We start from the raw sequence: 22,236 nt of genomic DNA, 5'->3' as shown, positions 1-22,236 counted from the left end.
TTGCCAGGGTGCGCGGTTTGCCCCAACGAATTGACGTACAACCCTTGTTAATTCAGGGCTTTCTGTTAGGAATAAGGGAGAAAGTGTGATTCGCAAACTTGACTCTTTCTTAACAAAAATTGACCTAGAAACTGTTGACTTGGATTGGCAGTTTTACCATACTGTGAAAAACAAATCTATTGGAGGAAATTCCACCATGAAAACCAAGAAACTGACACCCCGTAACTCTGCTCCCGTCCAACGGGAAAATGCCGCTACCGTCTCTCGTGATGGCAATGCGATCGCCCCATTTGATGATCGTGGGGAGTTGTGGTGGAGAGGTATCCCTTTTGCGGGAGACGACGCGGAGTAATGCTCCCGATCTTAGCACGAACTTCAAATCATGTCAAAAGTCTTTTTCTGCTTGCCAGGGTGCGCGGTTTGCCTCTATGAATTGACGTACAACCCTTGTTAATTCAGGGCTTTCTGTTACCTGGCACGCGGGAATAAGGGAGAAAGTGTGATTCGCAAACTTGACTCTTTCTTAACAAAAATTGACCTAGAAACTGTTGACTTGGATTGGCAGTTTTGCTACAGTATGAAAAAATAAATCTATTGGAGGAAATTCCACCATGAAAACCAAGAAACTGACACCCCGTAACTCTGCTCCCGTCCAACGGGAAAATGCCGCTACCGTCTCTCGTGATGGCAATGCGATCGCCCCATTGTACGATAGGGGATTGGGGTTCCCTTTTGCGGGAGACGACGCGGAGTAATGCTCCCGATCTTAGCACGAACTTCAAATCATGTCAAAAGTCTTTTTCTGCTTGCCAGGTTGCGCGGTTTGCCCCAACGAATTGACGTACAACCCTTGTTAATTCAGGGCTTTCTGTTACCTGGCACGCGGGAATAAGGGAGAAAGTGTGATTCGCAAACTTGACCCTTTCTTAACAAAAATTGACCTAGAAACTGTTGACTTGGATTGGCAGTTTTCCTACACTGTGAAAAACAAATCTATTGGAGGATTTTACCCCATGAAAACCAAGAAACTGACACCCCGTAACTCTGCTCCCGTCCAACGGGAAAATGCCGCTACCGTCTCTCGTGATGGCAATGCGATCGCCCCTTTGGTATGGCGTCGGGGGGATAATCCTTTTGCGGGAGACGACGCGGAGTAATGCTCCCGATTCGAGCATCGAACTTCAAATCATGTCAAAAGTCTTTTTCTGCTTGCCAGGGTGCGCGGTTTGCCCCAACGAATTGACGTACAATCCTTGTTAATTCAGGGCTTTCTGTTAGGAATAAGGGAGAAAGTGTGATTCGCAAACTTGACTCTTTCTTAACAAAAATTGACCTAGAAACTGTTGACTTTGATTGGTAGTGTTGCTACACTATGAAAACAAATCTATTGGAGGAAATTCCACCATGAAAACCAAGAAACTGACACCCCGTAACTCTGCTCCCGTCCAACGGGAAAATGCCGCTACCGTCTCTCGTGATGGCAATGCGATCGCCCCTTTATGGTGTGGCCATTCGAGGGATCCTTTTGCGGGAGACGACGCGGAGTAATGCTCCCGATCTTAGCACGAACTTCAAATCATGTCAAAAGTCTTTTTCTGCTTGCCAGGGTGCGCGGTTTGCCCCAACGAATTGACGTACAACCCTTGTTAATTCTGGGCTTTCTGTTACCTGGCACGCGGGAGAAGCAGGGGAGAGGTTGGGTTTTTCCCCACTTGCCTTTTTCCTTCGCTCAAGAGTGCTAGAAGACTTGGCCGAGGAGAGATGAACCCCTGCCAACAGCTTACTACCCCAGTGGCAACGGGTTGGGGTTGTCTTCTCCTTCGGTTTGTACCTCTGACAGAAGCCTTTATACTTTCTGGCACAGTCTTCTAAGCTGTCACCAAGTTTTAAGAAAGCAGGATGCCATTGAGTTAAGCCGTCATCAGTTAAGCGTTCATAACTGCCGTAATTACTGAAATCATAGAAGAACCCAGAACGCATTTTGGCTGCTTTTGGATTCCCGTGGATGTAGCGCAAGGTATTTAAAGCCCTGTCTGTATCAGAAGGCGGAAAGCCATCGCAGAAATAGCGCTTTTCCCAAAAGTGTCCTGTGCGATCCCCCCTAGCCCCCCTTGATAAGGGGGGAAGCCGAAGGCGGGGGGATCACATCGCGGTGTACCAATTAAGAAAGTGCATAATTTTCGGTAAATCTTGCGGTTGAGCAGGTTCAATCAGATAATGAACATGGTTAGACATAATACATAAAGCATAGAGCTTAAACTTGTATTTGCTCAAAGCCTTGTTGATGGCATAAAGAAACACCTCCCGACACTCTCGCTTTGATAGTTTAAACTCACGATTATTACAGCGTGTGGTGACGTGGTAGGAATAACCAGCTTGTAAATTTCGAGATTTTCTTGACATAATTTTTTCCTTTAACATCTTGAAATCATGATAGTTGCCGAGATTCAAAAAAACTCTCTCAAAGAGCAAAGAATACAATTTATCCGTAATCATCAACAAGCTTTTGATGTTGAGCCGAGTTATCCTCTGCGGCTGTTTGAAGATTTTGTTATGGAAGTTGAAGGCAATTGTGATATTGAAGCCTCCTGTAAGATAGAATTAGATAAACTCATTGCCTCACGGTTTATGCTCTTTTTTAAAGATCAGTCCCAAGAATGGCAAAAATGTCTAGCTCAATCTTTAGCTTTTTTTCAGCAAGTTGAAAACCGAGTTGGTGTTCAATTAGATTATTCCTTATTACAAAAGTTTTTAGGACATAACTTTGACTTTAGCAAACTAACAGTTCTTAGTGCTGGTCTTGATTTAAGAACTAATTTAGCTGATTCTAGTTTAAAAATACACATTAGAATTAAAGATTATCCTGAAAAGCTACAAACTGCTTTCGTTTTAAGTAATGGTGCTGCTGACAGTGATTATTTAAGTGAATTTGTTGAGTTAATTGGTTTTGATTTTTACTTTAATGGTAAAAGTGAAATCGAAATTTATGCCGAACTTCAAGAAGATGATTTTTTCAGACCAGAAACCATCAATTTAGTCTGGCGACATTTTCCTGATTCAGTCTTAAAACCTCTGCAAGGATCAAATGTGTTTTTCACGGGTTTATCAAAAGCAAATAATAACCCAGTGCTTTACTATCATCTCAAAGATCGTCAAGGTTTAACCAATTATTTTAAGATTAATGATACAGCCCAAAGAGTTCACAGCTTTTATCAACATCAAGATATTTTACCTAATATGTGGGTAGGTACTACTCAAAAAGAATTAGAAAAAACGAGAATTGAGAATATTCGGCTTTATTATTACAAATCCTTTAAGATGGAGTAAATTTTATGTTGATGATAGAAGTAAATGAATTAAAACAACTCTATGACGTTGATGATGATCAATGGCTGGAACAAACTATTAACTTACTTAAAAATCATCAATTCCAACAACTAGATTTAGATAATTTAATTGAGGAGTTAGAGGATTTGGGTAGAGAGAAGAAAAATGCTGTCGCTAGTCTGTTAGATCAAATTATTCGTCATTTGCTGTTACTGCAATATTGGACAACTGAAGCCGAATATAATGCTGTTCACCGGCAAGAAGAAATCTATAATTTTCGTATTCAACTGAGACGAACAATCACGACTAATCTACGCAAGTATTTAAAAGATGAATTAACCTCTATCTATCAAGATGCGCTAGGTTTTGTTAAAATTAAAACAACTAATTTAGTAACTTTTCCTACTGAATGCCCCTACTCCCAAGAACAATTACTTGATCGTTCTTGGTTGCCCAATCAAACCTATTAACTGACAATCAATCTAAAACAAGAACTAAAAATATTGACTTTAAAAATAAAGTATAATGATTACCACCGAACCTATTATCTTAAACCTGAAAACCACCAATTTAAGTGACGAACAGTTTTATCAACTGTGCTGTGCTAATGACGATTGGCGACTCGAACAAACTGCCGAAGGAGAATTAATCATTATGCCTCCCATCGGAGCCATTAGTGGCAATCGAGAATCAGAATTAAATGCTGATTTAGTGATTTGGAATCGGCAAACTCAACTCGGTAAAGTTTTTAGTTCTTCTACTATCTTTACCTTGCCCAATGGCGCGAAACGTTCTCCTGATGTTGCTTGGATTGCCAATGAACGCTGGCACGCTTTACCCATAGAAGAACAAGAAAAATTTGCCAGAATTTGCCCAGATTTTGTGATAGAATTGCGATCGCGTACCGACCCCTTAAAATATCTACAAGAAAAAATGCAAGAATATCGAGAAAATGGTGTAAAATTAGGGTGGCTAATTGATCCTGCCAACCAAAGGTTAGAAATCTATCGCCCCAATCAATCTGTAGAAATTATTGAATTACCAGCAACATTATCAGGAGAAGAAATTTTACCTGGATTCACCTTAAAATTACCAATGTATTGACAAGTAGGAAATACTAATATGATAGCCACTGTAGCAAAATCTCCTCAAGCAATTCCACTATTAGAAAATGGCGACAACCTCACTCGTTGTGAATTTGAGCGCAGATATAATGCTATGCCAAATCTGAAAAAAGCCGAACTCATTGAAGGAATTGTTCATCTGATGGCTTCTCCCTTAAGAATTACTAATCATGGCAACCCTCACGCTCGTATTATCACTTGGTTAGGTAACTATTGGTCAAGTACGCCAGGAATTGAATTAGGCGACAATTGTACCGTGCGCCTTGATGCTGATAATGAACCTCAACCCGATGCACTGCTGAGAATTAAAAATGGTGGACAATCAACTATTAGTGAGGATGGCTATGTCGAAGGTGCGCCAGAATTAATCGTGGAAATTGCTGCTAGTACCGTCTCCCTTGACTTGCATCAAAAGCTTGAGGTTTATCGCTGCCATCAAGTGCAAGAATATTTAGTCTGGCGAGTATTGGATGAAGAATTTGATTGGTTTGTCTTAAATGACGAAAAATATGTTACACTTGAACCTAATGCAGAAGGAATATTATGTTCTCAAATATTTCCTGGATTATGGTTAGGTAGAGATGCTTTATTAGCGGGTAATTTAGCCAGGGTTTTAGAAGTTGTACAATTGGGAATAGCTACAATCCAACATAAATCTTTTGTCAAAAAAATATCAGAATAAGAATTATGATTCCAGGATTGCAAGCATTACACAAACTAACCCAGGGTTCCCCAGAGATTACTGTTGCCATTCTTGATGGTGTCGTAGATACTCAACATCCCTGTTTTCAGGGAGCAAAATTAACTCGACTGCCCACCTTAGTATTACATGGTGCAACCAGTGGGCAGATGTCCACCCACGGGACTCATATTGCTAGTTTAATTTTTGGACAGCCTAATACAGAAATCGAAGGAATTGCCCCTCAGTGTCACGGTTTACTCGTGCCAGTTTTTTCCGATGACCGACGGCGACTATCTCAACTAGATTTAGCCCGTGCGATTGAACAAGCCGCCGAAAATGGAGCGCACATTATTAGTATTAGTGGGGGGGCGCTCACCGATATGGGAGAAGCAGAAGACTGGCTAGAGCGTGCCATTGAAATGTGTAGCCAGAGAAATATTCTTGTCGTTGCGGCTGCCGGAAATGATGGTTGCGAGTGCCTCCATGTTCCAGCCGCCCTTCCTGCTGTCCTAGCAGTGGGTGCTGTTGATGCTAGAGGGCATCCCCTCGACTTTAGTAATTGGGGGGAAACCTACCAAAATCAAGGCATCCTTGCCCCTGGAGAAAACATCTTAGGGGCAAAACCCGGCGGCGGGACAATACAAATGAGTGGCACTAGCTTCGCTGCGCCCATCGTAGCAGGAGTAGCGGCTTTATTACTCAGTTTGCAAGTGCAGCGGGGAGAAACACCTAATCCCCACGCAGTCAGGGAAGCACTACTAAAAAGCGCCGTTCCCTGTCCCTTGACAAACAGTGAAAACGAACCAAAATGTTTAGCCGGCCTGTTGAACATTTCGGGGGCAATTAAACACCTAACCGGAGAAACCATGTCCGAAACCATAGAAACCCAAGCAACAGTAGAAGCTTCCGGCTGCGGCTGCGGTGGTACACCTGAAACCACCGAGGTTCAACGCCAAAATCTCGAACTGAGTGCCGCAACCAGCGCACCGGCAATCCCCGTTGTTGCCGCCCAAATTCCCAACCCTGTAACAACCTCTCAAGGAGTATCCATGCCTGAAACTACCACTAAATCTGTCACCCCTAGCCAAGCTGCTGAACCCGCTGGTGGAATCGTCTATGCCATTGGCACTTTGGGCTATGATTTCGGTACAGAAGCCCGTCGGGACACATTTAAACAACTGATGCCGACAGCCGTAATTGGTGGGATTGAAGTTCCCTCTAATCCCTACGATGCCCGCCAGATGGTGGATTATTTAGCCGATAACCTCTCAGAAGCCAAATCCTTAATCTGGACCCTGAACCTGGAACTTACCCCAATTTACGCCATTGAACCCCTCGGCTCTTTTTCCCGCGAAGTTTATTCGGCTTTACAGGAACTGCTTTCGGGACAAGTGCAAGCGGAAGACAGCCCCGAATATATCCAGCGTGTCAGTATTCCGGGACGGATTACTGGGCGCACAGTACGCCTGTTCTCAGGACAAGTTGTTCCCGTCATTGAACCGGATAGCCCCCGGGGAATTTATGGTTGGCACGTTAATACTTTAGTCCGTGCGGCAATAGAAGCTGTTGGTGCAGAACAAACAGAAGCCCAAGAAAGCCAAATGCGCCGGACTTTGAGTAGTTTCCTCAACCGCATCTACTACGATTTACGCAATTTAGGGCAAACTTCCCAAGACCGCGCCCTCAATTTTGCCGCGACTAATGCTTTCCAAGCAGCACAAACTTTTTCTGAGGCTGTGGGTGCAGGGATGGAGTTAGATAGTATTAATGTTTCTAAGAGTCCTTTCTGTCGGCTGGATAGCGATTGTTGGGATGTACAGTTAAAATTCTTCGACCCAGAAAATAGCCGCCGCGCTCGTAAAGTCTTCCGTTTTACTATAGATGTGAGTGACCTAATTCCTGTCACCTTGGGCGAGGTTCGTTCCTGGTCTTCTCCTTATTAGTCCTCTCCCCTAAACTCTATCTATTTACCCCAAAACAACCATGAGACTTCCCAAACAGTCTGCTCCCGTCAAACGTCCCCATTTTATTCATCCCCACGAATGTGTTGATATTGTTCATGGCGATGGAGAAGATTTAGTATCTATCTTGGTTAAGTTAGTTCATGGGGCTAACTACAACGATCCGGCACAATTTCAATACCCTCACTATGGCTATCTAAAAATGTCATCCTTTGGCGGTTTTCGTTATTAGTATCGACTTCTAAAACCTAACAAAAAACACTGAAGGAAATCAAACAATGGCTGACTCTAAAAGTTCTAAGCAATCAGAAACCAATCCGAATGTTGAGCAACCAGAAACAAAAAAATCCAACATTCAACCACAGGAAACAACTCAACCTAAAGCTAAATATATTCCCGCAACTGGGTTAGAAGATTACGGACGCTGGAAAACCATGTTCCAAGACCGCAAGGCGAATCCCAATGATCCGCCGTTTCGTCGGGGTCGAATTTGGTGTTAAACTTTGTCCATTTTTCCTGCAAACAAATTGTTTAAAGTTGACAATAGTTAACAGAAAACTCTTGACAAGGATCGTGTAAATCTTTTAGTGTTATCGACAACCACCTTTGGAGTAACTTGTCATGAAAACCCCAAAACTGACCCCTCGCATTACCGCCCCGGTTCAACGAGACAACATCGCTACTGTTCCTAGTGATGGTAATGTGATTACCCCTGCTACCTTCTGTGATTTAGCCACCAAGCAATGTTATCCCTTTGCGGGTGACGACGCAGTGTAATTTGTTCTTCCTGGCATTAGTCATTAGGTAGGCAGTCTTTTTTTACATGAATTGTTCGTGCTTGCCTACCTGACAAAACGACTACTCTTCAGGTTCTATCCCTAATGCCCTTAACTGTTCCGCTAGGCGCTCGGCTCGTTGTCGTTCCCGCTCGGCTCGTTGTCGTTCCTGTTCGGCTCGTTGTCGTTCCTGTTCAGTAGATTCCTGGGAAGTTAACAACAAGTTACCTTCCCCATCCCACCAGCGAAGCCAGGGAAAGAATTGATTTTGGTATTCTCCTTGCCAAATTCCTAACTCTACCTTTAAAGGAACAATAGGATAATGACCGCGCTGATTAGGAGTCATTTTTTGGTAACGACCATTAACTAACTGATACATCTCGATCTGGGCCTTGTTAACTTCATAAATTCCATAAAAAGGAATTTGAATCGCTCGCTCATAGATCCAAAATTTACCCTTAACAGGCGTTTTATCCCGTTCTTCTTCACCATTGCCAGAGACAAATTCTAAGGCAATAACCGGTTCAATGGTTTCTTTCCACATCACAAAGGAACGGCGAACTTGACCATCAATAGTCGTGGGGACATGGGGAACATAAAACCAATCGGGAGCAACAGCACCCTTTTCTAGAGATTCTGGATGCTCTGGCAATCGCCAATAAATCCCACAATCTCGGCCTAGGCAGTAATTACCATCAGGATGTAATTGCTCTAAAAGGGGTGTAATAGTATCCGTTAAAAGGTCTGCTTGGGGAGGCTCTTGATAGTTTTTCACAAAACTTCCATCTTTATCGGGGAGTTGGGTGTGGTCGGGTAAAGGGGAATCGCAATACACCGTGGTCGAAGGTTCCTGAATTGTGGTTGAGGATTGTACCGTTTGGGTGATTGAACTCATCTTTAATTCCCCTATTTTTGTTATCTAGCTTTTATTCTATAACTGTTCTTGAAAATCTGCAAAAACTATGCCTGATCTCAATGCTATCCCCGGAATGACCGATCTTCGCTCCCATACCAAAGGCGATCCACGCATCAAAATCGCCGTTCTTGATGGACCAGTTGACTTAGATCGAGCCTGTTTTCAAGGAGCAAATATTACCCGTATTAATCCTTATTGGTCCGAAGAATTTCCCATCGATCCCCAACACTTACAAGCCTTTTTAGATGTAGAAAAAAGTGGCAAAAGTGATGAAGAAAAAGAGGAAATGTTTAAGGAGGCGATTCCAGATGAAAATATCCGCCACAGTTTGCATTTGCGCTTCCATGCTAACCATATTATCAGCACCATTTGTGGACAGCCAGATTCACCGGTAGAAGGAATTGCTCCTAACGCAACGGTGATTAATATTCCCATTGCTTATGGGAATGACGATTTTATTAATCCTCTCAATCTTTCCCGGGCGATTAGTAACGCAATTGAACAGGGAGTTAATATTATCCATTGTGCCGCTTGTCACCCAACTCAAAGCGGATTAGCTCACGAATTTATTGATAAAGCAATTCGTCAAGCACAGGATAATAATATACTCGTTATTGCTCCTGGTGGTAATGATAAAGGAGAGTGTTGGTGCGTTCCTGCGGTATTAGAAAATGTCCTGACAGTAGGAGCGATGAAAGATACAGGAGAGCCATTTAAATTCAGTAATTTTGGTGGTAAATATGCGACTCAAGGGATTCTTGCTCCCGGAGAGAATATTCTAGGATCTCAACCCGGAACTGATGACCCTATCCGCAAAAAAGGGACTAGCTGCGCTGCTCCAATTGTGACAGGAACGGCCGCTTTATTAATGAGTTTGCAATTAGAACAGGGTTTATCTCCTGATGCGGAAGCAGTAAGAGCCGCCTTGACTAATAGTGCCATTCCCTGCGATCCTAATGAAGTAGAAGAACCAGAACGCTGTCTGTTAGGAAAAATCAACATCTCTGGAGCTTATGAATTGCTGACAGGAGAGAAATTACAAACTGTTGAAGCGGATAACAATTCGTCGAATAATATCATAGAATCGACGGTAATTCCAGTGACAGCGACAACCTCTGTTATTCCCTCTTGTTCAACCGAGATAGCGAATCAGGGAATAACTGCAACCATTTCAACAGCAGCAACAAGACAACCAGCGATCGCTCCTAGCAATGCTTCAGAAAATATTTCCTCAACTGGATTAATAAAAAATCATCAAGCACATAACAATATTGTCCTAAATAATGTTGTTCCTAGTCAACGCTCAAACCTCGTTTATGTGTTAGGAACCTTGGGTTATGATTTCGGAACAGAAGCGCGTCGGGATACTTTTAAGCAGTTAATGCCAACCATCACAATCGATAATATTGAATTACCATCCAATCCCTACGATGCACGACAAATGGTAGATTATTTAGAAAGTAATCTATCAGAAACTAAGTCTTTAATTTGGACAGTCAATTTAGAACTAACTCCCATCTATGCTATTAAACCAGTGGGAGCTTTTGCTGCTGATATTTATCAAGTCATGCAATATATGTTAGCGGGTCAAATATTGCCAGAAGCTGACGAAGATTATGTTGAAAGAGTGAGTATTCCGGGTATGCTGACCGAGGAAACTGTGAAACTTTTTTCCGGTCAAATTATTCCTGTCCTCAAAGTCAATAGTCCCCGGGGAATGTATGGCTGGAAAGTTAATACTTTGATTGAATCAGCGATAGAAACTGTTAGCGCGGAACATGAAATCGCCGATGAAGCGAGGATGCGGCGTTCTCTGACCAGTTTCTTGAATCGCATTTATTATGACTTACGAAATTTAGGACAAATAGCACGCGATCGCGCCTTAAATTTTGCGGCTACTAACGCTTTTCAAGCTGTACAAACCTTCTCCCAAGCAGTAGCAATGGGAATGGAATTACACAGTATTGAAGTAGAAAAAAGCCCCTTCTGTCGCTACGGAAGTGAATGCTGGGATGTGAAATTAAAATTCTTCGATCCCGAAAATGGTCTGCGAGCTAAACGAGTATTTCGCTTTACCATTGATGTTAGCGATCGCACTCCAGTAACCTTAGGAGAAGTGCGCTCTTGGGCTGTTTCTAAGTGAGGTCTTAGCTTAGGGTTTGCTGAATAAATCTAAAAACCTTGTTGGATAATATCTTTAGGCTTTTTTGAAATCAAAAAGTGCCATTTCTTGGAGTGGTCGGGGGGAAAATTCCGGGACTTTTTCCCCGAAAATTAGGTAATTGACCCTCTGAAAACGGGTAAAACCCTACACCCCACACCCCACACCCCACACCCTACCCCCACGAAAAACTTTTTGCCGCAAACCCGAATTAAGGCCGCGCACTGATTCTTTAAGTCAACTCCAAGCAAAAATGCAGGAATATCTTGATAGTGGCTTAAGACTGGGCTGATTAATTGATCCCATCCCATTAGTCAACAGGTAGCAATCTATCGCCAAAATCAGGCTATAGCAAAGACCAAGGTGCTTAGGACAATCCATCGCTGAAACCCTGTTCAGATAAGAGTTTGAAAATTGAAAGCGTCCTAAATAACCCATTATTTGCTATAGTATGTTTTCTGACTGCTATTTTTCAATTTTATTGGTGAGAGTTCCGACCACATCAATACCGAGGGTTTGATGGACACTGGCGAGGAATTGATTGACGATTTCGGGATAGACTTTAATCAGGGTAGCGAGGGATTTACCATCACCATTATCAACAATATTAACTCGATCGAGGTGTAAGCGTTTAGGAATTTTTATCGCTTCTTCCAGGATAGTTTCTAACTGTTGAATCAAGAAAATTGCTGATGCTTCGCTGCCGGTGTTTTGCCAAACTTCCGCGAATAATTCGTTAACCAAGGCTTCAGCTTTAGCATTTTCTTCAAAAATTGCCGCTTGTCCTCTAGCGCGGAAAGTTTCGGCTTCCTGCTGCGCTTCTGCGGGTAAAACTTCATCTGCTTGGAGACGTAATCTTTCTAATTCTGCTCTGACCTGTTGAAATTTTTCTTCAACTATAGCACGTTTTTCCTTAGCGGCGGCGATAGTTATTTCTTCTTCCGATTTTGCCTGTTGTTCCAGTTTTGCCTTTAACTTTCTTAATTCGTTTTCTTGCTCTAAAATGATAATTTGATCGCGGGTTTTAGCTACGGTTGCTTGTTCCTCACATTCCGCGACTATTTGTTCAGCTTCATTGAGTGCATTTGATTCCGCAATTTCAGCATCACGCATGACTAAAGCGATTCTTTCCCGTCCGAGGGAGTTAAGATAATCCACGTCATCGGCAACATTTTGAATTTTGAGAGTATCAATTTCTAAACCGAGTTTAAACAGGTCTTGACTGACGTTACTGGTAATACTTTCGGCAAATTTTAGGCGATCTTCGTTCACTTGTTCGGGGGTCATTGTTGCGACTACACCCCGCAAGTTTCCTTCTAAAGTTTCTTTAGCTACGCGAATAATTTCTGCTCGATCTCGATCTAAAAAACGTTCGATCGCATTGCCGACTATTTCAGGTTTAGAACTAACTTTAACGTTAGCAATTGCCACTATATTCAGGGGAATATTTCCCTTAGAATAGGCATTTTTAATCTCAATTCTGATCGGGGTTGTGGTGACATCCATGCGTTTAACGGTTTCTAAAATTGGAATACGAATCGCCCGACCCCCCGATATGACTCGATAACCTGCATCTTGTCTATCTTTTGATTTGCGTTTCATCCCACTCAGGATTACTACTTCATTGGGTTTGCAAATACACAAAAAAGAATTGATAAACCAAATCGCACCAATCCCCAGAAATATCAATAAAGCAATGGGAACACTATTCCCCAATAAATTACCAGCACTGTTGTTGTTATTGTTGTCGTATTGATTGGAATTGATTTGGATGAGATAGGAATTATTTTGACTATTCATAGTTAGTTACCCTTTGGTCTAGAAGAAATTACAAATCGCCTCTGATATACTTTTCCGCAATGACTAAAACTTTATTGTCTTGGCAATTGAGGATAAATGCTTGATCCCCGACATTAAATTGTTCTTCCCCTTCCGTTATCGCTACTATATCGATCAGACTATCCCCGACATTAACTCGCACTTTCCCCTTGCTATTTTTATCGAAGGGGATTTGAACAACTCCAATTAAACCGATGAGAGATTGATGATCGACGATACTATTTACCTGTTGGTTGCAGCGTCTTAACTTGACTAAAATTAGGAGTAGAATGGCCAAACCAATACCTACCCCTAAAGAAATTAAAATGATTGTGAGCAGTTGAGCATTCATAGTTTAGTTATTTACCGTTATGGTTGCCCCCAATCTAATTACTGTTAACTAATTCGAGACTTCGGCCATTTCAATCACGCGATCGGCATTATCTTTGACCAAAAAATTTAAAGGTTTATTGCGACGAACTTTATACTTTAAGCGTCGTGATTCCACCCGCATCAGAATTTGTTCTAAACAATCGTGATCAAAACAAACGTGACGATGACGATCCTTATAACCCGCATTTGCCCCAGCAACGATATGCAGTTGGGTATTTTTCTTTAACTGATACCATAAACCCTGGGGTTGATCTCCCAAAGAAGTATGAGCAGTAGTCGCAGCCGGATTACTAGACATATAAAATGGGTCAATCATATTATTGCCCATCGTCTGCTCATAATTGTAATAGTAATGGAGGGGAACATCGGCCGTGGGTAAATTTAAAAGTCCTTCATAAAATTGTCGGGCTGTCTCCAAATCTGTCACCATGATTGTATGAACTTTTGGGGCGCTAGTTAGAAACATCCACATGGCTAAAGCATAAGCGGCCAGGAGCATAACCATAATCCCCTGGGTGGACAGGAGAGTATCAAGGGGTAGGAAAGCGCCGAAGAAAAGATGATTTATCAACACTGATGTGATCCTATTGCCTAAGAATTTCTATCATTCCCTAATTATAATCACGACGCTGAAACTTAAGTGAACAGGGTGGGGAGTAACCGAGTTCTGTACATTTGTATTAAAATGCTCCCTACCCAGTTTAAATACAGTACAATTTGCCTCAAATTCTCCCTATGGGATGAATAAATGATGAGATGATGACATTGCGGACGGAAATATGAGGAATTAGCGGAGATGAAAGCGTATATTAGAAATAGAGCCATCCCTAGAAAAGTGAGCTACTTTTATGAATTCTTTTGCGCTTCCCGTCTTTCTGCAATCAGGTTTAACCCTACTGGCATTTTTAGTGCTAGTTATCCTGATGGCCTAAATCTTAATCCGTCTGTGACTTCGATCGAGCAGGGGACGATCGATATCGCAGACTAGATCTTGATAGACAGTTAGCATCTGTTCAGCGATCGCCGACCAACTATATTGATTTAAGACTAAATCCCTGGCATTTTTCCCTCGTTGTTGGCGAATTTCAGGATTAGTGATAGCCGTTGCCAAAGTATTAGTTAAATCCTCAAGCTGACAAGCTGTCACCCATCCCGCAGCCGCTGCTGCTACCGCAGGATGCAGATCCACCCGGTCGGAGATAACCACGGGAATTCCGGCAGCCATAGCTTCTGCCACTGCGATGCCAAAATTTTCATAGTAGGAAGGTAAAACAAATAAATCGGCCCTAGCGAGGAGGTTATTTTTTATTTCTCCGGTCACAAATCCGGTAATTGTTGTATTTTTTCCCAAGATTGACCGCTCGATCTGATTTTTAATCCGATTTTCGTACTCCCGATCCTGGGGATTGCCTCCTGCTAAGACAAAATGAAAATCTAGGCCCTTTGCTAACAACCTTTCTAAACTGGGCAGCAATAAATCTAGACCTTTTTTCGGGTCAAGACGGGACATATAGAGGATGATAGGTTTATTTTGGGGAAGATCAAAACCGTTTACCGGTAGAGCTTGTGGGTCAAAAAAATCTACCCCTAGGGGGATGACAATATCCTTAGTTTTTATCTTAAATCTTTCGGCGATTTGACACTCCTGCTGACTGGTAAAATGAACGGCCGCCGCCGCCGCTAAATTGGGTTTTTCCAGAAAATTGGCATATATTTGTTTAAGTTGCCGTTTTTTTTGCAAATCTGCCGGATCGAGGGTGCCTAGGGGACGGAGAATATAGGGCAGTTGACGGTAACGAGCGATCGAAGCTGATATACTGCTCACTGGCGAGAATAAGGCGTGAATATGGGCGATATCGTAATCTTTTGCCCTATTAGCCAACCAAGTAAACAGATCAAGAGAAAATTTGTAGCGGCGAAAGGGAGAACAGCGAAAATAATAGATTTGATAGCCATTTTGACTAACAGGGACCCCTAAAGGCACATCTAGGGGTGCTTGTCCCGTGTCACCATTGGAATCGGTGGTAATAATAGTCACCTCTTGGCCTAGTTGCGCCAAGGCCGCTGACAAACCGAGTACCATTTGACTGGGGCCACCATAAACAAGGGAAATCGAAGGAACAATCTGAAGAATTTTCATCGAAAAATTGGGTCAGAAACCCCGTCGTTCTAGGTTGGCTTTACTGTTAAATACTAGCGCATTTGCACGATATATGCTAGAAAGTGCCACTTAGAGCGACTCTAAGACCAGAACAGAGTAAATCTGTTAAGGCAGCTGGGAAACCGCTCAAGAAACCCCAAGAGGATATCAAATTCAAAACGAATATCAAATTTAGATGCACAATAGCTTATCCCTCTGATTTACCAGTTATACTAAATCCGGTTATTAAAAACTGATTATTTATTACCCCTTTTGCATGAGTGCCTTTTGCCTGTCCTTATAAGTAGCCTATGCTCAACGGATTTAGTATAAGCAGTTATCAGTGGTAATCGGTCAAGAGTGAAAAGACAGCAAGAAACCGCCATTTAATAAGTAGGTGGGTGTTAAAAATTGTCAGCACCCCCCTTCTAGGGGCAGGGGGGATCACTTAATACTCAAATCTGATAACTGCTCACTGAAAAGGCTAAAGGTTAACCATTCATCGATAAATATTTAGCCACCGATTGCACATCTTTATCACCCCGTCCAGAGAAATTAATAACAATGCGAGGACTACCAGTTACTTGCGGGCAAAGAGTTTCTAAATAGGCTAAAGCGTGGGCAGTTTCTAGGGCCGGAATAATCCCTTCTAAACGGGAAACTCTTTGAAAAGCTTCTAATGCTTCCCGGTCAGTGACACTGTAATATTCGGCGCGACCACTATCTTTTAAAAAGCTATGTTCTGGCCCGACTCCGGGATAATCTAAACCGGCACTAATTGAGTGGGCCTCGATAACTTGACCTTCGTTATCTTGTAATAAATAACTCATTGCTCCATGTAGAACGCCCGGTTGACCTTGGGTAAGGGTGGCGGCGTGTTTTCCAGAAGCGATACTTTCCCCGGCGGCCTCAACACCAATTAAACGCACGGAAGTTTCTTTAACAAACTCATGAAATAAACCCATAGCATTAGAACCACCCCCCACACAAGCAAGGAGAATATCCGGTAAACCGCCCCATTTTTCCAGACTTTGCTGACGAGTTTCTTGACCGATAACCGCATGAAAATCGCGCACCATCATCGGATAGGGATGGGGACCGGCCACAGAACCAAGGATGTAGTGAGTGGTTTCGACATTAGTTACCCAGTCGCGAATCGCTTCCGAGGTGGCATCTTTCAGGGTTCCTGTCCCGGCGGCCACGGGTTGCACCGTCGCCCCAAGCAGTCTCATGCGGAAAACATTGAGTTCCTGGCGTTCCATGTCGTGAATTCCCATATAAATCACGCATTCTAGACCAAAACGAGCGCAAACCGTAGCGGTGGCCACGCCGTGCTGTCCTGCCCCAGTTTCGGCGATAATTCGCTTTTTACCCATGCGTTTGGCTAATAAAACCTGACCGAGGGCGTTATTAATCTTGTGGGCCCCAGTATGGTTTAAATCTTCCCGTTTCAGGTAAATTTGCGCCCCAGTACCGTCAGCTTTGGCATAATGGGCGGTGAGACGTTCGGCAAAATATAAGGGACTAGGTCTGCCGACGTAATCCTTGAGCAGTTGATTTAATTCTTCTTGAAAATCGGGGTCGTCTTTATACTGATTATAGGCCGTTTCTAGTTCACTTAAGGCTGGCATCAGGGTTTCCGGGACGTATTTGCCCCCGTAGCGTCCAAAACGCCCAAAAGCATCGGGATACTGGGTTGCTGTGCCGGCTGAGGCGGCATAAATCGGCGTGATAGTCATGTAAATCTTCGATGAGAGACTATGTCCATTATAAATCTAAGGGTTTAGTCTCTGGGTTAACCTCAGTTCGAGGGCAAATCAAAAGGTGAGCATTGCCCACCCTGTTACTGATTTTACAGCCAAATACTCACATCAACTTTTAACACCTGTCCTAATAGTAATAACCATTTTAATTGAGTCATCGGCCAGGGACAGGCAGCATCTATTGAATTGGACCGCAAAGAATTAGGAACTAGACGATCATGGAAGTAATAATAGTATAATTCCTGAGAGCGATCGAGGGATAATCCTAGCTTTAATTGTTGGCTAACTTCAATTAAACGGGTGATTAGGCGGGCATCCTCCTCCGCCGTTAAAGGATCACCATCGTGTAATAATTTCCCAAGAGATTGCCAGAGCAGACTTTCTAAGGTTTGACGCGCTTCGGGAATGTTTAATTGACAGTGTAAATGATTGGCTTCCTTAGCAATAGCCAATAATTGATCGAGATTATTCTCCGTTGCTTGCCGCTGCTCAAAATCTTTTTCTAGGGCATTAATCACCTGTAAACAACGGTGAGAAATGGCAATATCGGCCGCTACCTGTAACTCTTGAGGTACGGGCAGCTCATCCCGTTGGAATGCCGCTAAAATACCATAATTATCCCGATAAACTTGGGTGTATAATTGATCGAGACGTTTTTTAGTTTCGGCTGTCACCTTCTGCATAATCCGGTGTCTTTCATCGGCAAAAAGATGGGGTAAAGCAAAAAAGTTTTCTCCCAATCCACGCCCCATTTCTACGATCATGGTCGAGACACTGGCCTGTTGTAAAGATTCAAAGAGATGCTCCTTAAGATGGGTATAGATTAAGCGACCGTTAAAAGGTTGAATGCAGCAGTAAAAATCCCAACCTCCTAAATGTAGAACAGCAAAAACAAAATGTTCACTTTCTTGGGTAATTTCCGAGGTTAATTCCACCTGTCCCACTGCTAAAGTTAAAGACCCGATCGCTTGTTTTTGATAATCTAGTTGACGGGTATTGTAACAATAAATCCGATGATGACTGGGATAATTGGTAAATAGGGAACTAATAGCGTAATGGGCTGCCACCCGTTCCAAATCGACCCGCGCAGAAGTGACCAATTGTCGATAGACATCAGCCCCATCTTGATATAACTTAACGTTACTGGGGGCGAAAGCTAGACGACTGAGGAAATTCATTTCTAATTGAATTCCTGCCACTTCTCCAGCTAATTCCAGGGCCCGGCCAGCATATCTCAAAATTTGCGTACCTTCAGGTCGAGAAATTTCCTCAAAAAACCAGCCACAACTGGTAAACATCAATAAAGCCTGTCTTTGCATTTCTAACAAACGCAAAGCATCGATTTTCTCGCTTTTACTCAGGTTGCGACTTTGATGCAGGGCGAGAAAATGTTCGATCGCGTCTGGGGATCGATCTAAAATAACTGCAATGTAGTCATCCCTTGTCTGCCAAGGATCGCGGAAAAATTCCTGTCCCTGAATCTCATATACCTTAATTAACTCATCTCTGAGCCAATTTAGGGACTCCCGCAGGGGTTTTCGCCATTTTTGCTGGTAATTTCCCCCTCCCCCGCAACCACAGTCATCCTGCCAACGATCTACGCCATGGACGCAACTCCACGCAGTCACTGGTTTTAATTCCACTTCCCAAGTCGGGGGGCAAATACTGAGATAATGGGCGAAATTAGTGACTGTCCAGCCGTTTTTAGGGAAAGATTCCGTAAAAGCATAGCTAAGACATTTCTCTGTCCCCTGTTTGTGGTGGCCGAAGGTTTCCCCATCGGTAGCGACGCTGATTAACTGGGAAGGACGATGATCCCCTTTAATTGCCTGTCCCAGACGACCGACGAGAAAATCACTGCTGGCTAGGACATCATTAAAGCCCATATCGCGAGAAATTGGACCATCGTAGAAGAAAATATCCAGATAACGACCATCGGGGATGTAACAGCGATAGGGACGGGTGGGATCGATTTGACCTCCGGCCACCGCGTGCCATTGGGGATGGGGATCTTGGTCGCTAGGGAAAGGACGACAGCGCAGGGCCTGGGAAGGGGCTAAAATGGTGAATTTAATCCCTTCATCGATTAAAGCTGTCACTGTGGCTAAATCAATGGCTGTTTCCGCTAACCACATTCCTTCGGGATCGCGACCGAAACGGTGCTGAAAATCGGCTTTTCCCCAACGAATTTGGGTGTATTTGTCCTGTTTGTTGGCTAGAGGCAGAATGATATGATTATAGACCTGGGCGATGGCGTTACCATGACCGTTTAAGCGTTGACAACTTTTTTGATCCGCTGTCAGGATGCGTTGGTAAACTTCGGGATCATGGGATTGCATCCATGACATGAGGGTGGCCCCAATGTTAAAGCTGAGATATTCGTAGTTATTAACTATTTTGATCACTTCCCCCCGGTCATTGTAAATGCGCGCAAAAGCATTGGCACGATAACACTCGTGATGGATGCGTTCATTCCAATTATGGAAGGGATGGGCGCTCGGCTGCCGTTCAATTCTGTCTAGATAGGGATTTTCTCGCGGTGGTTGGTAAAAATGTCCGTGAACCGTGATATAAACTCCGTGAGCGGTTTTCAGGGGATCGACCCCCGTATCGGTATAGGAATAAAAGGTTGTAGAAGGATGTTCAACAAGATAAGTCATAGAAATGCCTAGAAAATCGGTTTTTTTGAGCGAAAATAGCTGTAGAATGTAGCGACCTGATGTTTAAAAAAACTGAAAACCTTGCCGTTTTTCACGGACTCAGGCTCACAATACCATGTTTTGTGTTCCTAGCAAAGCTAGGGTTAACAATTCGCAACTTCTCTATACACGGCACTAAGTAATACTAAATCTTGTTACAAAATCTAGCTTTTCCCGGTAGGCTGTTGACTATCTAGGGCTGACTGACCATCCTTTGCCATCAGCGTTCTACCCTAAGAGAGATGCGATCGCTCTTACCCCTGCCCCAAAAGCGATCGCCATGCCCAAAAAATTGCTCCTCCCAAAAACGATCGCCCCTCCTTATCCCCAAAAAGTGATCGCCCTCTGCGTTCCTATCCCAAGCAATGGCAATTTTAAAGTTTAATCAACAAGATGACAGCGATTACATTGAGCCTAGTCATAATGAAATTTACAACTGATAATAATAATTTCTGTTTCTGTAATTTTATAAACTAAGCGATGTTCATCATTAATGCGTCTTGACCAATAACCCTTGAGTTGATGTTTTAAGGGTTCAGGTTTACCGATTCCAGAGAAGGGATGACGCAATATGTCGTCAATTAAATCAACGATTTTTTTATAGAGTTTTTTGTCTTCTATCGCCCATTCATTGAATTGTTTAAAAGCTTTCGGGTCAAATACTATATTTTTCACGCCATTCTTTTACAGTAATTGTCACTAAGTTTTCTTTCTTTTCTATTCTGTCAATAGCTTCGGATAATTCACGCTGATTGGCTTCTGTTGAAAGAAGATATTCAGTTGTATCGGGTTCAGAATCAGATACTAAAATAATAATATCCACATCTGTTCCTTCTTCTAGTTCCGCAGAATAAAGCTCTATTTTTCCTTCTCTGCCAACAATTCCTTTCTGTTTAATCGCTCTAATCATGATTTTTTCTCTTAAGATGTCAAACAATTATGGCTATTATATCAAAATCAGCATGAGTTAGAACTGATGACAAGAAAAGCGATCGCCTCTCGTCATCACAAAAATCGCTATCTCCGAAGGATTGGCTCTCCCAATAATGATCGCCTCTTTACCATCTATAAAGCGATCGCCTTTGATCATCAATGTTTGTGACGAGTTACGCTGTGTTAACCCATCCTACGCGATCAGCGATCGCACTATCAGCCAATAGCGATCGCCTTTATCGAGAAGAAATAGCTACCTGCACATTCGGAGAAAAATTCTCGATTTTTCGAGAAGCATTAAGAATTTCAATCCCGATTACATTACCTGCTTGATCATAGTCAAGAATAACCCCTGGACTGATTGCCTCACTTTCTTCTACGGGTGTGTCATGCCAGGTAATTGTTAAAACGTCAACCTCAGCATCATATTTAGCTTTCATTTGATAGCTGCCTATATTTTCTAAGTTTACTGGTAACATATAGTGTAACAATTTTTTGATGCTCAACTAAGTCATTAATGTAAATTCTCAGAAGATAAGTTTTATTGTTAATGGCGACAAACGTACCTTGATAAACTTTGAGTCCATCTTCTTCTAAAATTTGCTCAGGATTATTGAGGATGTCCTGCAATATTTTTAAAGAGATTTGGCGTTGAATAATTTTTTCTTCGGCATGGGGACTTAAAATAAAGTTCACGAGGATTTCGGAGTATTTTTTTGTAAGGGATTAGTAAAAATTATAAAGCAAATAATCGCACTGTAGGTCGGTTTGAACGAAGTGAAACCCAATAAATTAAGTAAGAGATAGGAAAAGGTAGTGTTGGGTTTCGTCACCTCAACCCAACCTACAAGATCGCTCTTTCAAAGGCCAAAATAATCACATTTAAAGGATTTTGCCTTAAGTTTTTTCATAGGAAGCAATAAAATCATCTCGTGAGATACCCGCTTGAGTGCAAATACTTCTTAATGTAGAGCTTTTAATTTGCTTGTGATTCGGTAAAGTTAAAGGTGTTGTTGTTCCATCTGAATTTTTTCTAATCATAGAAATATGCTCTTTTTCTATAACAATTGAAAAACCAAATTTTTCAAGAACTTTAATCACTTTGGCTTTGGGAGCATCAACAGGAAATTTTGCCATTAGACCATTGCCTCTACAACAAAGGCTTCTAATACAGATGATTCAGCTTCGAGAACTGATTCCCCAAAGGTTTCAACATGAAAAGCGATCGCCGATCGCACGTCATTAAGAGCATCTTCATAGGTATCACCTTCACCGACTACTACGCCTTGAATTCCCAATGGATAGGCGATATAGCCATCAGGATGTTTTTCAACAATGATTTTAATGGATTTCATAAATTGTTGATAGTGTATAGGGATGTCTTGATCCTATCTCATTTCTAATGGTTGGCTCAAGGTTAACTTGCCAGATTTCGCCTCGTTTTGGGTTAATCGTCATCGTTTTCTAATCCTTCTCCCTCAATTTCTGAAAAGAAATCTAGTTCAGGATCATTATTGACATCTTCAGCCATTTCTTGAATAAG

30 protein-coding genes and 1 pseudogene are annotated in these 22,236 nt (G+C 42.5%); 16 read left to right on the top strand and 15 right to left on the bottom strand.

Translation table 11 applies throughout. From position 1 onward, the window contains the following. Positions 1–196: 196 nt before the first annotated feature. From IM479_RS07735 to IM479_RS07720, 4 genes are all read left to right on the top strand, one after another. Positions 197–352 carry an anacyclamide/piricyclamide family prenylated cyclic peptide gene (locus IM479_RS07735; protein WP_287699328.1) on the top strand — a complete coding sequence of 52 codons (156 nt, stop codon included), beginning with the start codon at positions 197–199 and terminating at the stop codon, positions 350–352. A 259-nt stretch (positions 353–611) separates the two neighbouring features. Next, positions 612–755: an anacyclamide/piricyclamide family prenylated cyclic peptide gene (locus IM479_RS07730; protein ID WP_287699326.1), complete on the top strand. Its 144-nt coding sequence runs from the start codon at positions 612–614 to the stop codon at positions 753–755. A 258-nt stretch (positions 756–1,013) separates the two neighbouring features. Further along, positions 1,014–1,157: an anacyclamide/piricyclamide family prenylated cyclic peptide gene (locus IM479_RS07725; protein ID WP_287699327.1), complete on the top strand. Its 144-nt coding sequence runs from the start codon at positions 1,014–1,016 to the stop codon at positions 1,155–1,157. Positions 1,158–1,404: 247 nt separating this feature from the next. Then, complete coding sequence (locus IM479_RS07720; RefSeq protein ID WP_287685649.1) at positions 1,405–1,548, top strand: anacyclamide/piricyclamide family prenylated cyclic peptide; 144 nt, start codon at positions 1,405–1,407, stop codon at positions 1,546–1,548. 33 nt (positions 1,549–1,581) lie between these two features. On the opposite strand, the gene IM479_RS07715 is transcribed toward IM479_RS07720, so the two are convergent. Together IM479_RS07715 and IM479_RS07710 are read right to left on the bottom strand one after the other, a co-directional pair. Then, on the bottom strand, positions 1,582–1,980 hold the full coding sequence (locus tag IM479_RS07715) for a hypothetical protein (protein ID WP_287685645.1): 399 nt from the start codon (positions 1,978–1,980) through the stop codon (positions 1,582–1,584). Between the two features lie 162 nt (positions 1,981–2,142). Continuing rightward, positions 2,143–2,403, bottom strand: coding sequence for a transposase (locus IM479_RS07710; RefSeq protein ID WP_287659168.1), 261 nt, complete (start codon positions 2,401–2,403; stop codon positions 2,143–2,145). A 27-nt stretch (positions 2,404–2,430) separates the two neighbouring features. On the opposite strand from IM479_RS07710, the gene IM479_RS07705 reads away from it, so the two are divergent. The 8 genes from IM479_RS07705 to IM479_RS07670 all read left to right on the top strand — a co-directional run bounded on the left by IM479_RS07705 (position 2,431) and on the right by IM479_RS07670 (position 7,871). Further along, positions 2,431–3,327 carry a DUF5838 family protein gene (locus tag IM479_RS07705; RefSeq protein ID WP_287685643.1) on the top strand — a complete coding sequence of 299 codons (897 nt, stop codon included), beginning with the start codon at positions 2,431–2,433 and terminating at the stop codon, positions 3,325–3,327. An 11-nt stretch (positions 3,328–3,338) separates the two neighbouring features. Continuing rightward, positions 3,339–3,797 (top strand): DUF29 domain-containing protein, encoded by a 459-nt coding sequence (locus tag IM479_RS07700; protein WP_287685647.1) that lies wholly within the window; start codon positions 3,339–3,341, stop codon positions 3,795–3,797. A 55-nt stretch (positions 3,798–3,852) separates the two neighbouring features. Next, positions 3,853–4,431, top strand: coding sequence for a Uma2 family endonuclease (locus tag IM479_RS07695; RefSeq protein ID WP_024969545.1), 579 nt, complete (start codon positions 3,853–3,855; stop codon positions 4,429–4,431). Between the two features lie 18 nt (positions 4,432–4,449). Beyond that, complete coding sequence (locus IM479_RS07690) at positions 4,450–5,133, top strand: Uma2 family endonuclease (RefSeq protein WP_287685640.1); 684 nt, start codon at positions 4,450–4,452, stop codon at positions 5,131–5,133. A gap of 5 nt (positions 5,134–5,138) precedes the next feature. Then, positions 5,139–7,076, top strand: coding sequence for a S8 family peptidase (locus IM479_RS07685; RefSeq protein WP_287685638.1), 1,938 nt, complete (start codon positions 5,139–5,141; stop codon positions 7,074–7,076). A 40-nt stretch (positions 7,077–7,116) separates the two neighbouring features. Then, positions 7,117–7,326, top strand: coding sequence for a cyanobactin biosynthesis system PatB/AcyB/McaB family protein (locus tag IM479_RS07680; protein WP_012263826.1), 210 nt, complete (start codon positions 7,117–7,119; stop codon positions 7,324–7,326). A gap of 46 nt (positions 7,327–7,372) precedes the next feature. Continuing rightward, complete coding sequence (locus IM479_RS07675; protein ID WP_287685636.1) at positions 7,373–7,594, top strand: cyanobactin biosynthesis PatC/TenC/TruC family protein; 222 nt, start codon at positions 7,373–7,375, stop codon at positions 7,592–7,594. A 121-nt stretch (positions 7,595–7,715) separates the two neighbouring features. Next, a complete protein-coding gene (locus IM479_RS07670) occupies positions 7,716–7,871 on the top strand; it encodes an anacyclamide/piricyclamide family prenylated cyclic peptide (protein ID WP_071995609.1) in 156 nt (51 codons plus the stop codon). Between the two features lie 81 nt (positions 7,872–7,952). On the opposite strand, the gene IM479_RS07665 is transcribed toward IM479_RS07670, so the two are convergent. Beyond that, complete coding sequence (locus IM479_RS07665) at positions 7,953–8,765, bottom strand: Uma2 family endonuclease (RefSeq protein ID WP_287685634.1); 813 nt, start codon at positions 8,763–8,765, stop codon at positions 7,953–7,955. A 67-nt stretch (positions 8,766–8,832) separates the two neighbouring features. Here IM479_RS07665 and IM479_RS07660 point away from each other — a divergent pair, with 67 nt between their 5' ends. Together IM479_RS07660 and IM479_RS07655 are read left to right on the top strand one after the other, a co-directional pair. Then, positions 8,833–10,929 carry a S8 family peptidase gene (locus IM479_RS07660; protein WP_287685633.1) on the top strand — a complete coding sequence of 699 codons (2,097 nt, stop codon included), beginning with the start codon at positions 8,833–8,835 and terminating at the stop codon, positions 10,927–10,929. Between the two features lie 226 nt (positions 10,930–11,155). Beyond that, positions 11,156–11,298, top strand: a pseudogene (locus IM479_RS07655) (Uma2 family endonuclease); the annotation flags it as partial. Between the two features lie 114 nt (positions 11,299–11,412). Here IM479_RS07655 and IM479_RS07650 read toward each other — a convergent pair. The 6 genes from IM479_RS07650 to IM479_RS07625 form a co-directional block, all read right to left on the bottom strand. Beyond that, the gene (locus IM479_RS07650) at positions 11,413–12,747 is read right to left on the bottom strand and encodes a flotillin family protein (RefSeq protein ID WP_287685631.1); all 1,335 of its coding nucleotides are present in this window, start codon (positions 12,745–12,747) and stop codon (positions 11,413–11,415) included. 28 nt (positions 12,748–12,775) lie between these two features. After that, the gene (locus tag IM479_RS07645; RefSeq protein ID WP_287078143.1) at positions 12,776–13,117 is read right to left on the bottom strand and encodes a hypothetical protein; all 342 of its coding nucleotides are present in this window, start codon (positions 13,115–13,117) and stop codon (positions 12,776–12,778) included. Positions 13,118–13,165: 48 nt separating this feature from the next. After that, entirely contained in the window at positions 13,166–13,732 is a 567-nt protein-coding gene (locus IM479_RS07640; RefSeq protein WP_287685629.1) for a glyoxalase-like domain protein, read from the bottom strand. A 354-nt stretch (positions 13,733–14,086) separates the two neighbouring features. Next, positions 14,087–15,298: a hormogonium polysaccharide biosynthesis glycosyltransferase HpsP gene (gene hpsP, locus IM479_RS07635; RefSeq protein WP_287685627.1), complete on the bottom strand. Its 1,212-nt coding sequence runs from the start codon at positions 15,296–15,298 to the stop codon at positions 14,087–14,089. A gap of 491 nt (positions 15,299–15,789) precedes the next feature. Then, entirely contained in the window at positions 15,790–17,037 is a 1,248-nt protein-coding gene (trpB, locus tag IM479_RS07630; RefSeq protein WP_287685625.1) for a tryptophan synthase subunit beta, read from the bottom strand. Between the two features lie 113 nt (positions 17,038–17,150). Next, positions 17,151–19,721: a DUF3536 domain-containing protein gene (locus tag IM479_RS07625; protein ID WP_286824354.1), complete on the bottom strand. Its 2,571-nt coding sequence runs from the start codon at positions 19,719–19,721 to the stop codon at positions 17,151–17,153. A gap of 253 nt (positions 19,722–19,974) precedes the next feature. Between IM479_RS07625 and IM479_RS07620 the strand changes: the two genes are divergently transcribed. Beyond that, the gene (locus IM479_RS07620; protein WP_286824355.1) at positions 19,975–20,145 is read left to right on the top strand and encodes a hypothetical protein; all 171 of its coding nucleotides are present in this window, start codon (positions 19,975–19,977) and stop codon (positions 20,143–20,145) included. Between the two features lie 29 nt (positions 20,146–20,174). On the opposite strand, the gene IM479_RS07615 is transcribed toward IM479_RS07620, so the two are convergent. Continuing rightward, positions 20,175–20,435 (bottom strand): Txe/YoeB family addiction module toxin, encoded by a 261-nt coding sequence (locus IM479_RS07615; protein WP_002735847.1) that lies wholly within the window; start codon positions 20,433–20,435, stop codon positions 20,175–20,177. After that, on the bottom strand, positions 20,416–20,670 hold the full coding sequence (locus tag IM479_RS07610) for a hypothetical protein (protein WP_286824359.1): 255 nt from the start codon (positions 20,668–20,670) through the stop codon (positions 20,416–20,418). The genes IM479_RS07615 and IM479_RS07610 overlap by 20 nt, the downstream gene beginning before the upstream one ends. A gap of 66 nt (positions 20,671–20,736) precedes the next feature. On the opposite strand from IM479_RS07610, the gene IM479_RS07605 reads away from it, so the two are divergent. Further along, entirely contained in the window at positions 20,737–20,862 is a 126-nt protein-coding gene (locus tag IM479_RS07605) for a hypothetical protein (protein ID WP_287675685.1), read from the top strand. Between the two features lie 67 nt (positions 20,863–20,929). On the opposite strand, the gene IM479_RS07600 is transcribed toward IM479_RS07605, so the two are convergent. The 4 genes from IM479_RS07600 to IM479_RS07585 form a co-directional block, all read right to left on the bottom strand. Further along, entirely contained in the window at positions 20,930–21,172 is a 243-nt protein-coding gene (locus IM479_RS07600) for a DUF2283 domain-containing protein (protein ID WP_002775710.1), read from the bottom strand. Next, on the bottom strand, positions 21,123–21,389 hold the full coding sequence (locus IM479_RS07595) for a DUF4258 domain-containing protein (RefSeq protein WP_287685622.1): 267 nt from the start codon (positions 21,387–21,389) through the stop codon (positions 21,123–21,125). Before IM479_RS07595 ends, IM479_RS07600 begins: the two co-directional genes overlap by 50 nt. A gap of 201 nt (positions 21,390–21,590) precedes the next feature. Next, the gene (locus IM479_RS07590; RefSeq protein ID WP_287673899.1) at positions 21,591–21,830 is read right to left on the bottom strand and encodes a type II toxin-antitoxin system HicA family toxin; all 240 of its coding nucleotides are present in this window, start codon (positions 21,828–21,830) and stop codon (positions 21,591–21,593) included. After that, a complete protein-coding gene (locus tag IM479_RS07585) occupies positions 21,830–22,048 on the bottom strand; it encodes a type II toxin-antitoxin system HicB family antitoxin (protein ID WP_158202158.1) in 219 nt (72 codons plus the stop codon). The genes IM479_RS07590 and IM479_RS07585 overlap by 1 nt, the downstream gene beginning before the upstream one ends. Positions 22,049–22,236 lie beyond the last annotated feature (188 nt).

Origin of the sequence: Microcystis sp. M165S2, from assembly GCF_020245885.1 — a bacterium.
Taxonomy (GTDB): domain Bacteria; phylum Cyanobacteriota; class Cyanobacteriia; order Cyanobacteriales; family Microcystaceae; genus Microcystis.
This window is presented reverse-complemented; position numbering and strand designations above follow the sequence as displayed.

Excerpts from the sequence above, each read along its gene's own strand:
- IM479_RS07735 (WP_287699328.1), top strand. The coding sequence starts at position 197 with ATGAAAACCAAGAAACTGACACCCCGTAACTCTGCTCCCGTCCAACGG.
- IM479_RS07730 (WP_287699326.1), top strand. The coding sequence starts at position 612 with ATGAAAACCAAGAAACTGACACCCCGTAACTCTGCTCCCGTCCAACGG.
- IM479_RS07725 (WP_287699327.1), top strand. The coding sequence starts at position 1,014 with ATGAAAACCAAGAAACTGACACCCCGTAACTCTGCTCCCGTCCAACGG.
- IM479_RS07720 (WP_287685649.1), top strand. The coding sequence starts at position 1,405 with ATGAAAACCAAGAAACTGACACCCCGTAACTCTGCTCCCGTCCAACGG.
- IM479_RS07715 (WP_287685645.1), bottom strand. The coding sequence starts at position 1,980 with ATGCGTTCTGGGTTCTTCTATGATTTCAGTAATTACGGCAGTTATGAA.
- IM479_RS07710 (WP_287659168.1), bottom strand. The coding sequence starts at position 2,403 with ATGTCAAGAAAATCTCGAAATTTACAAGCTGGTTATTCCTACCACGTC.
- IM479_RS07705 (WP_287685643.1), top strand. The coding sequence starts at position 2,431 with ATGATAGTTGCCGAGATTCAAAAAAACTCTCTCAAAGAGCAAAGAATA.
- IM479_RS07700 (WP_287685647.1), top strand. The coding sequence starts at position 3,339 with ATGATAGAAGTAAATGAATTAAAACAACTCTATGACGTTGATGATGAT.
- IM479_RS07695 (WP_024969545.1), top strand. The coding sequence starts at position 3,853 with ATGATTACCACCGAACCTATTATCTTAAACCTGAAAACCACCAATTTA.
- IM479_RS07690 (WP_287685640.1), top strand. The coding sequence starts at position 4,450 with ATGATAGCCACTGTAGCAAAATCTCCTCAAGCAATTCCACTATTAGAA.
- IM479_RS07685 (WP_287685638.1), top strand. The coding sequence starts at position 5,139 with ATGATTCCAGGATTGCAAGCATTACACAAACTAACCCAGGGTTCCCCA.
- IM479_RS07680 (WP_012263826.1), top strand. The coding sequence starts at position 7,117 with ATGAGACTTCCCAAACAGTCTGCTCCCGTCAAACGTCCCCATTTTATT.
- IM479_RS07675 (WP_287685636.1), top strand. The coding sequence starts at position 7,373 with ATGGCTGACTCTAAAAGTTCTAAGCAATCAGAAACCAATCCGAATGTT.
- IM479_RS07670 (WP_071995609.1), top strand. The coding sequence starts at position 7,716 with ATGAAAACCCCAAAACTGACCCCTCGCATTACCGCCCCGGTTCAACGA.
- IM479_RS07665 (WP_287685634.1), bottom strand. The coding sequence starts at position 8,765 with ATGAGTTCAATCACCCAAACGGTACAATCCTCAACCACAATTCAGGAA.
- IM479_RS07660 (WP_287685633.1), top strand. The coding sequence starts at position 8,833 with ATGCCTGATCTCAATGCTATCCCCGGAATGACCGATCTTCGCTCCCAT.
- IM479_RS07650 (WP_287685631.1), bottom strand. The coding sequence starts at position 12,747 with ATGAATAGTCAAAATAATTCCTATCTCATCCAAATCAATTCCAATCAA.
- IM479_RS07645 (WP_287078143.1), bottom strand. The coding sequence starts at position 13,117 with ATGAATGCTCAACTGCTCACAATCATTTTAATTTCTTTAGGGGTAGGT.
- hpsP (WP_287685627.1), bottom strand. The coding sequence starts at position 15,298 with ATGAAAATTCTTCAGATTGTTCCTTCGATTTCCCTTGTTTATGGTGGC.
- trpB (WP_287685625.1), bottom strand. The coding sequence starts at position 17,037 with ATGACTATCACGCCGATTTATGCCGCCTCAGCCGGCACAGCAACCCAG.
- IM479_RS07625 (WP_286824354.1), bottom strand. The coding sequence starts at position 19,721 with ATGACTTATCTTGTTGAACATCCTTCTACAACCTTTTATTCCTATACC.
- IM479_RS07610 (WP_286824359.1), bottom strand. The coding sequence starts at position 20,670 with ATGATTAGAGCGATTAAACAGAAAGGAATTGTTGGCAGAGAAGGAAAA.
- IM479_RS07605 (WP_287675685.1), top strand. The coding sequence starts at position 20,737 with ATGACAAGAAAAGCGATCGCCTCTCGTCATCACAAAAATCGCTATCTC.
- IM479_RS07600 (WP_002775710.1), bottom strand. The coding sequence starts at position 21,172 with ATGTTACCAGTAAACTTAGAAAATATAGGCAGCTATCAAATGAAAGCT.
- IM479_RS07590 (WP_287673899.1), bottom strand. The coding sequence starts at position 21,830 with ATGGCAAAATTTCCTGTTGATGCTCCCAAAGCCAAAGTGATTAAAGTT.
- IM479_RS07585 (WP_158202158.1), bottom strand. The coding sequence starts at position 22,048 with ATGAAATCCATTAAAATCATTGTTGAAAAACATCCTGATGGCTATATC.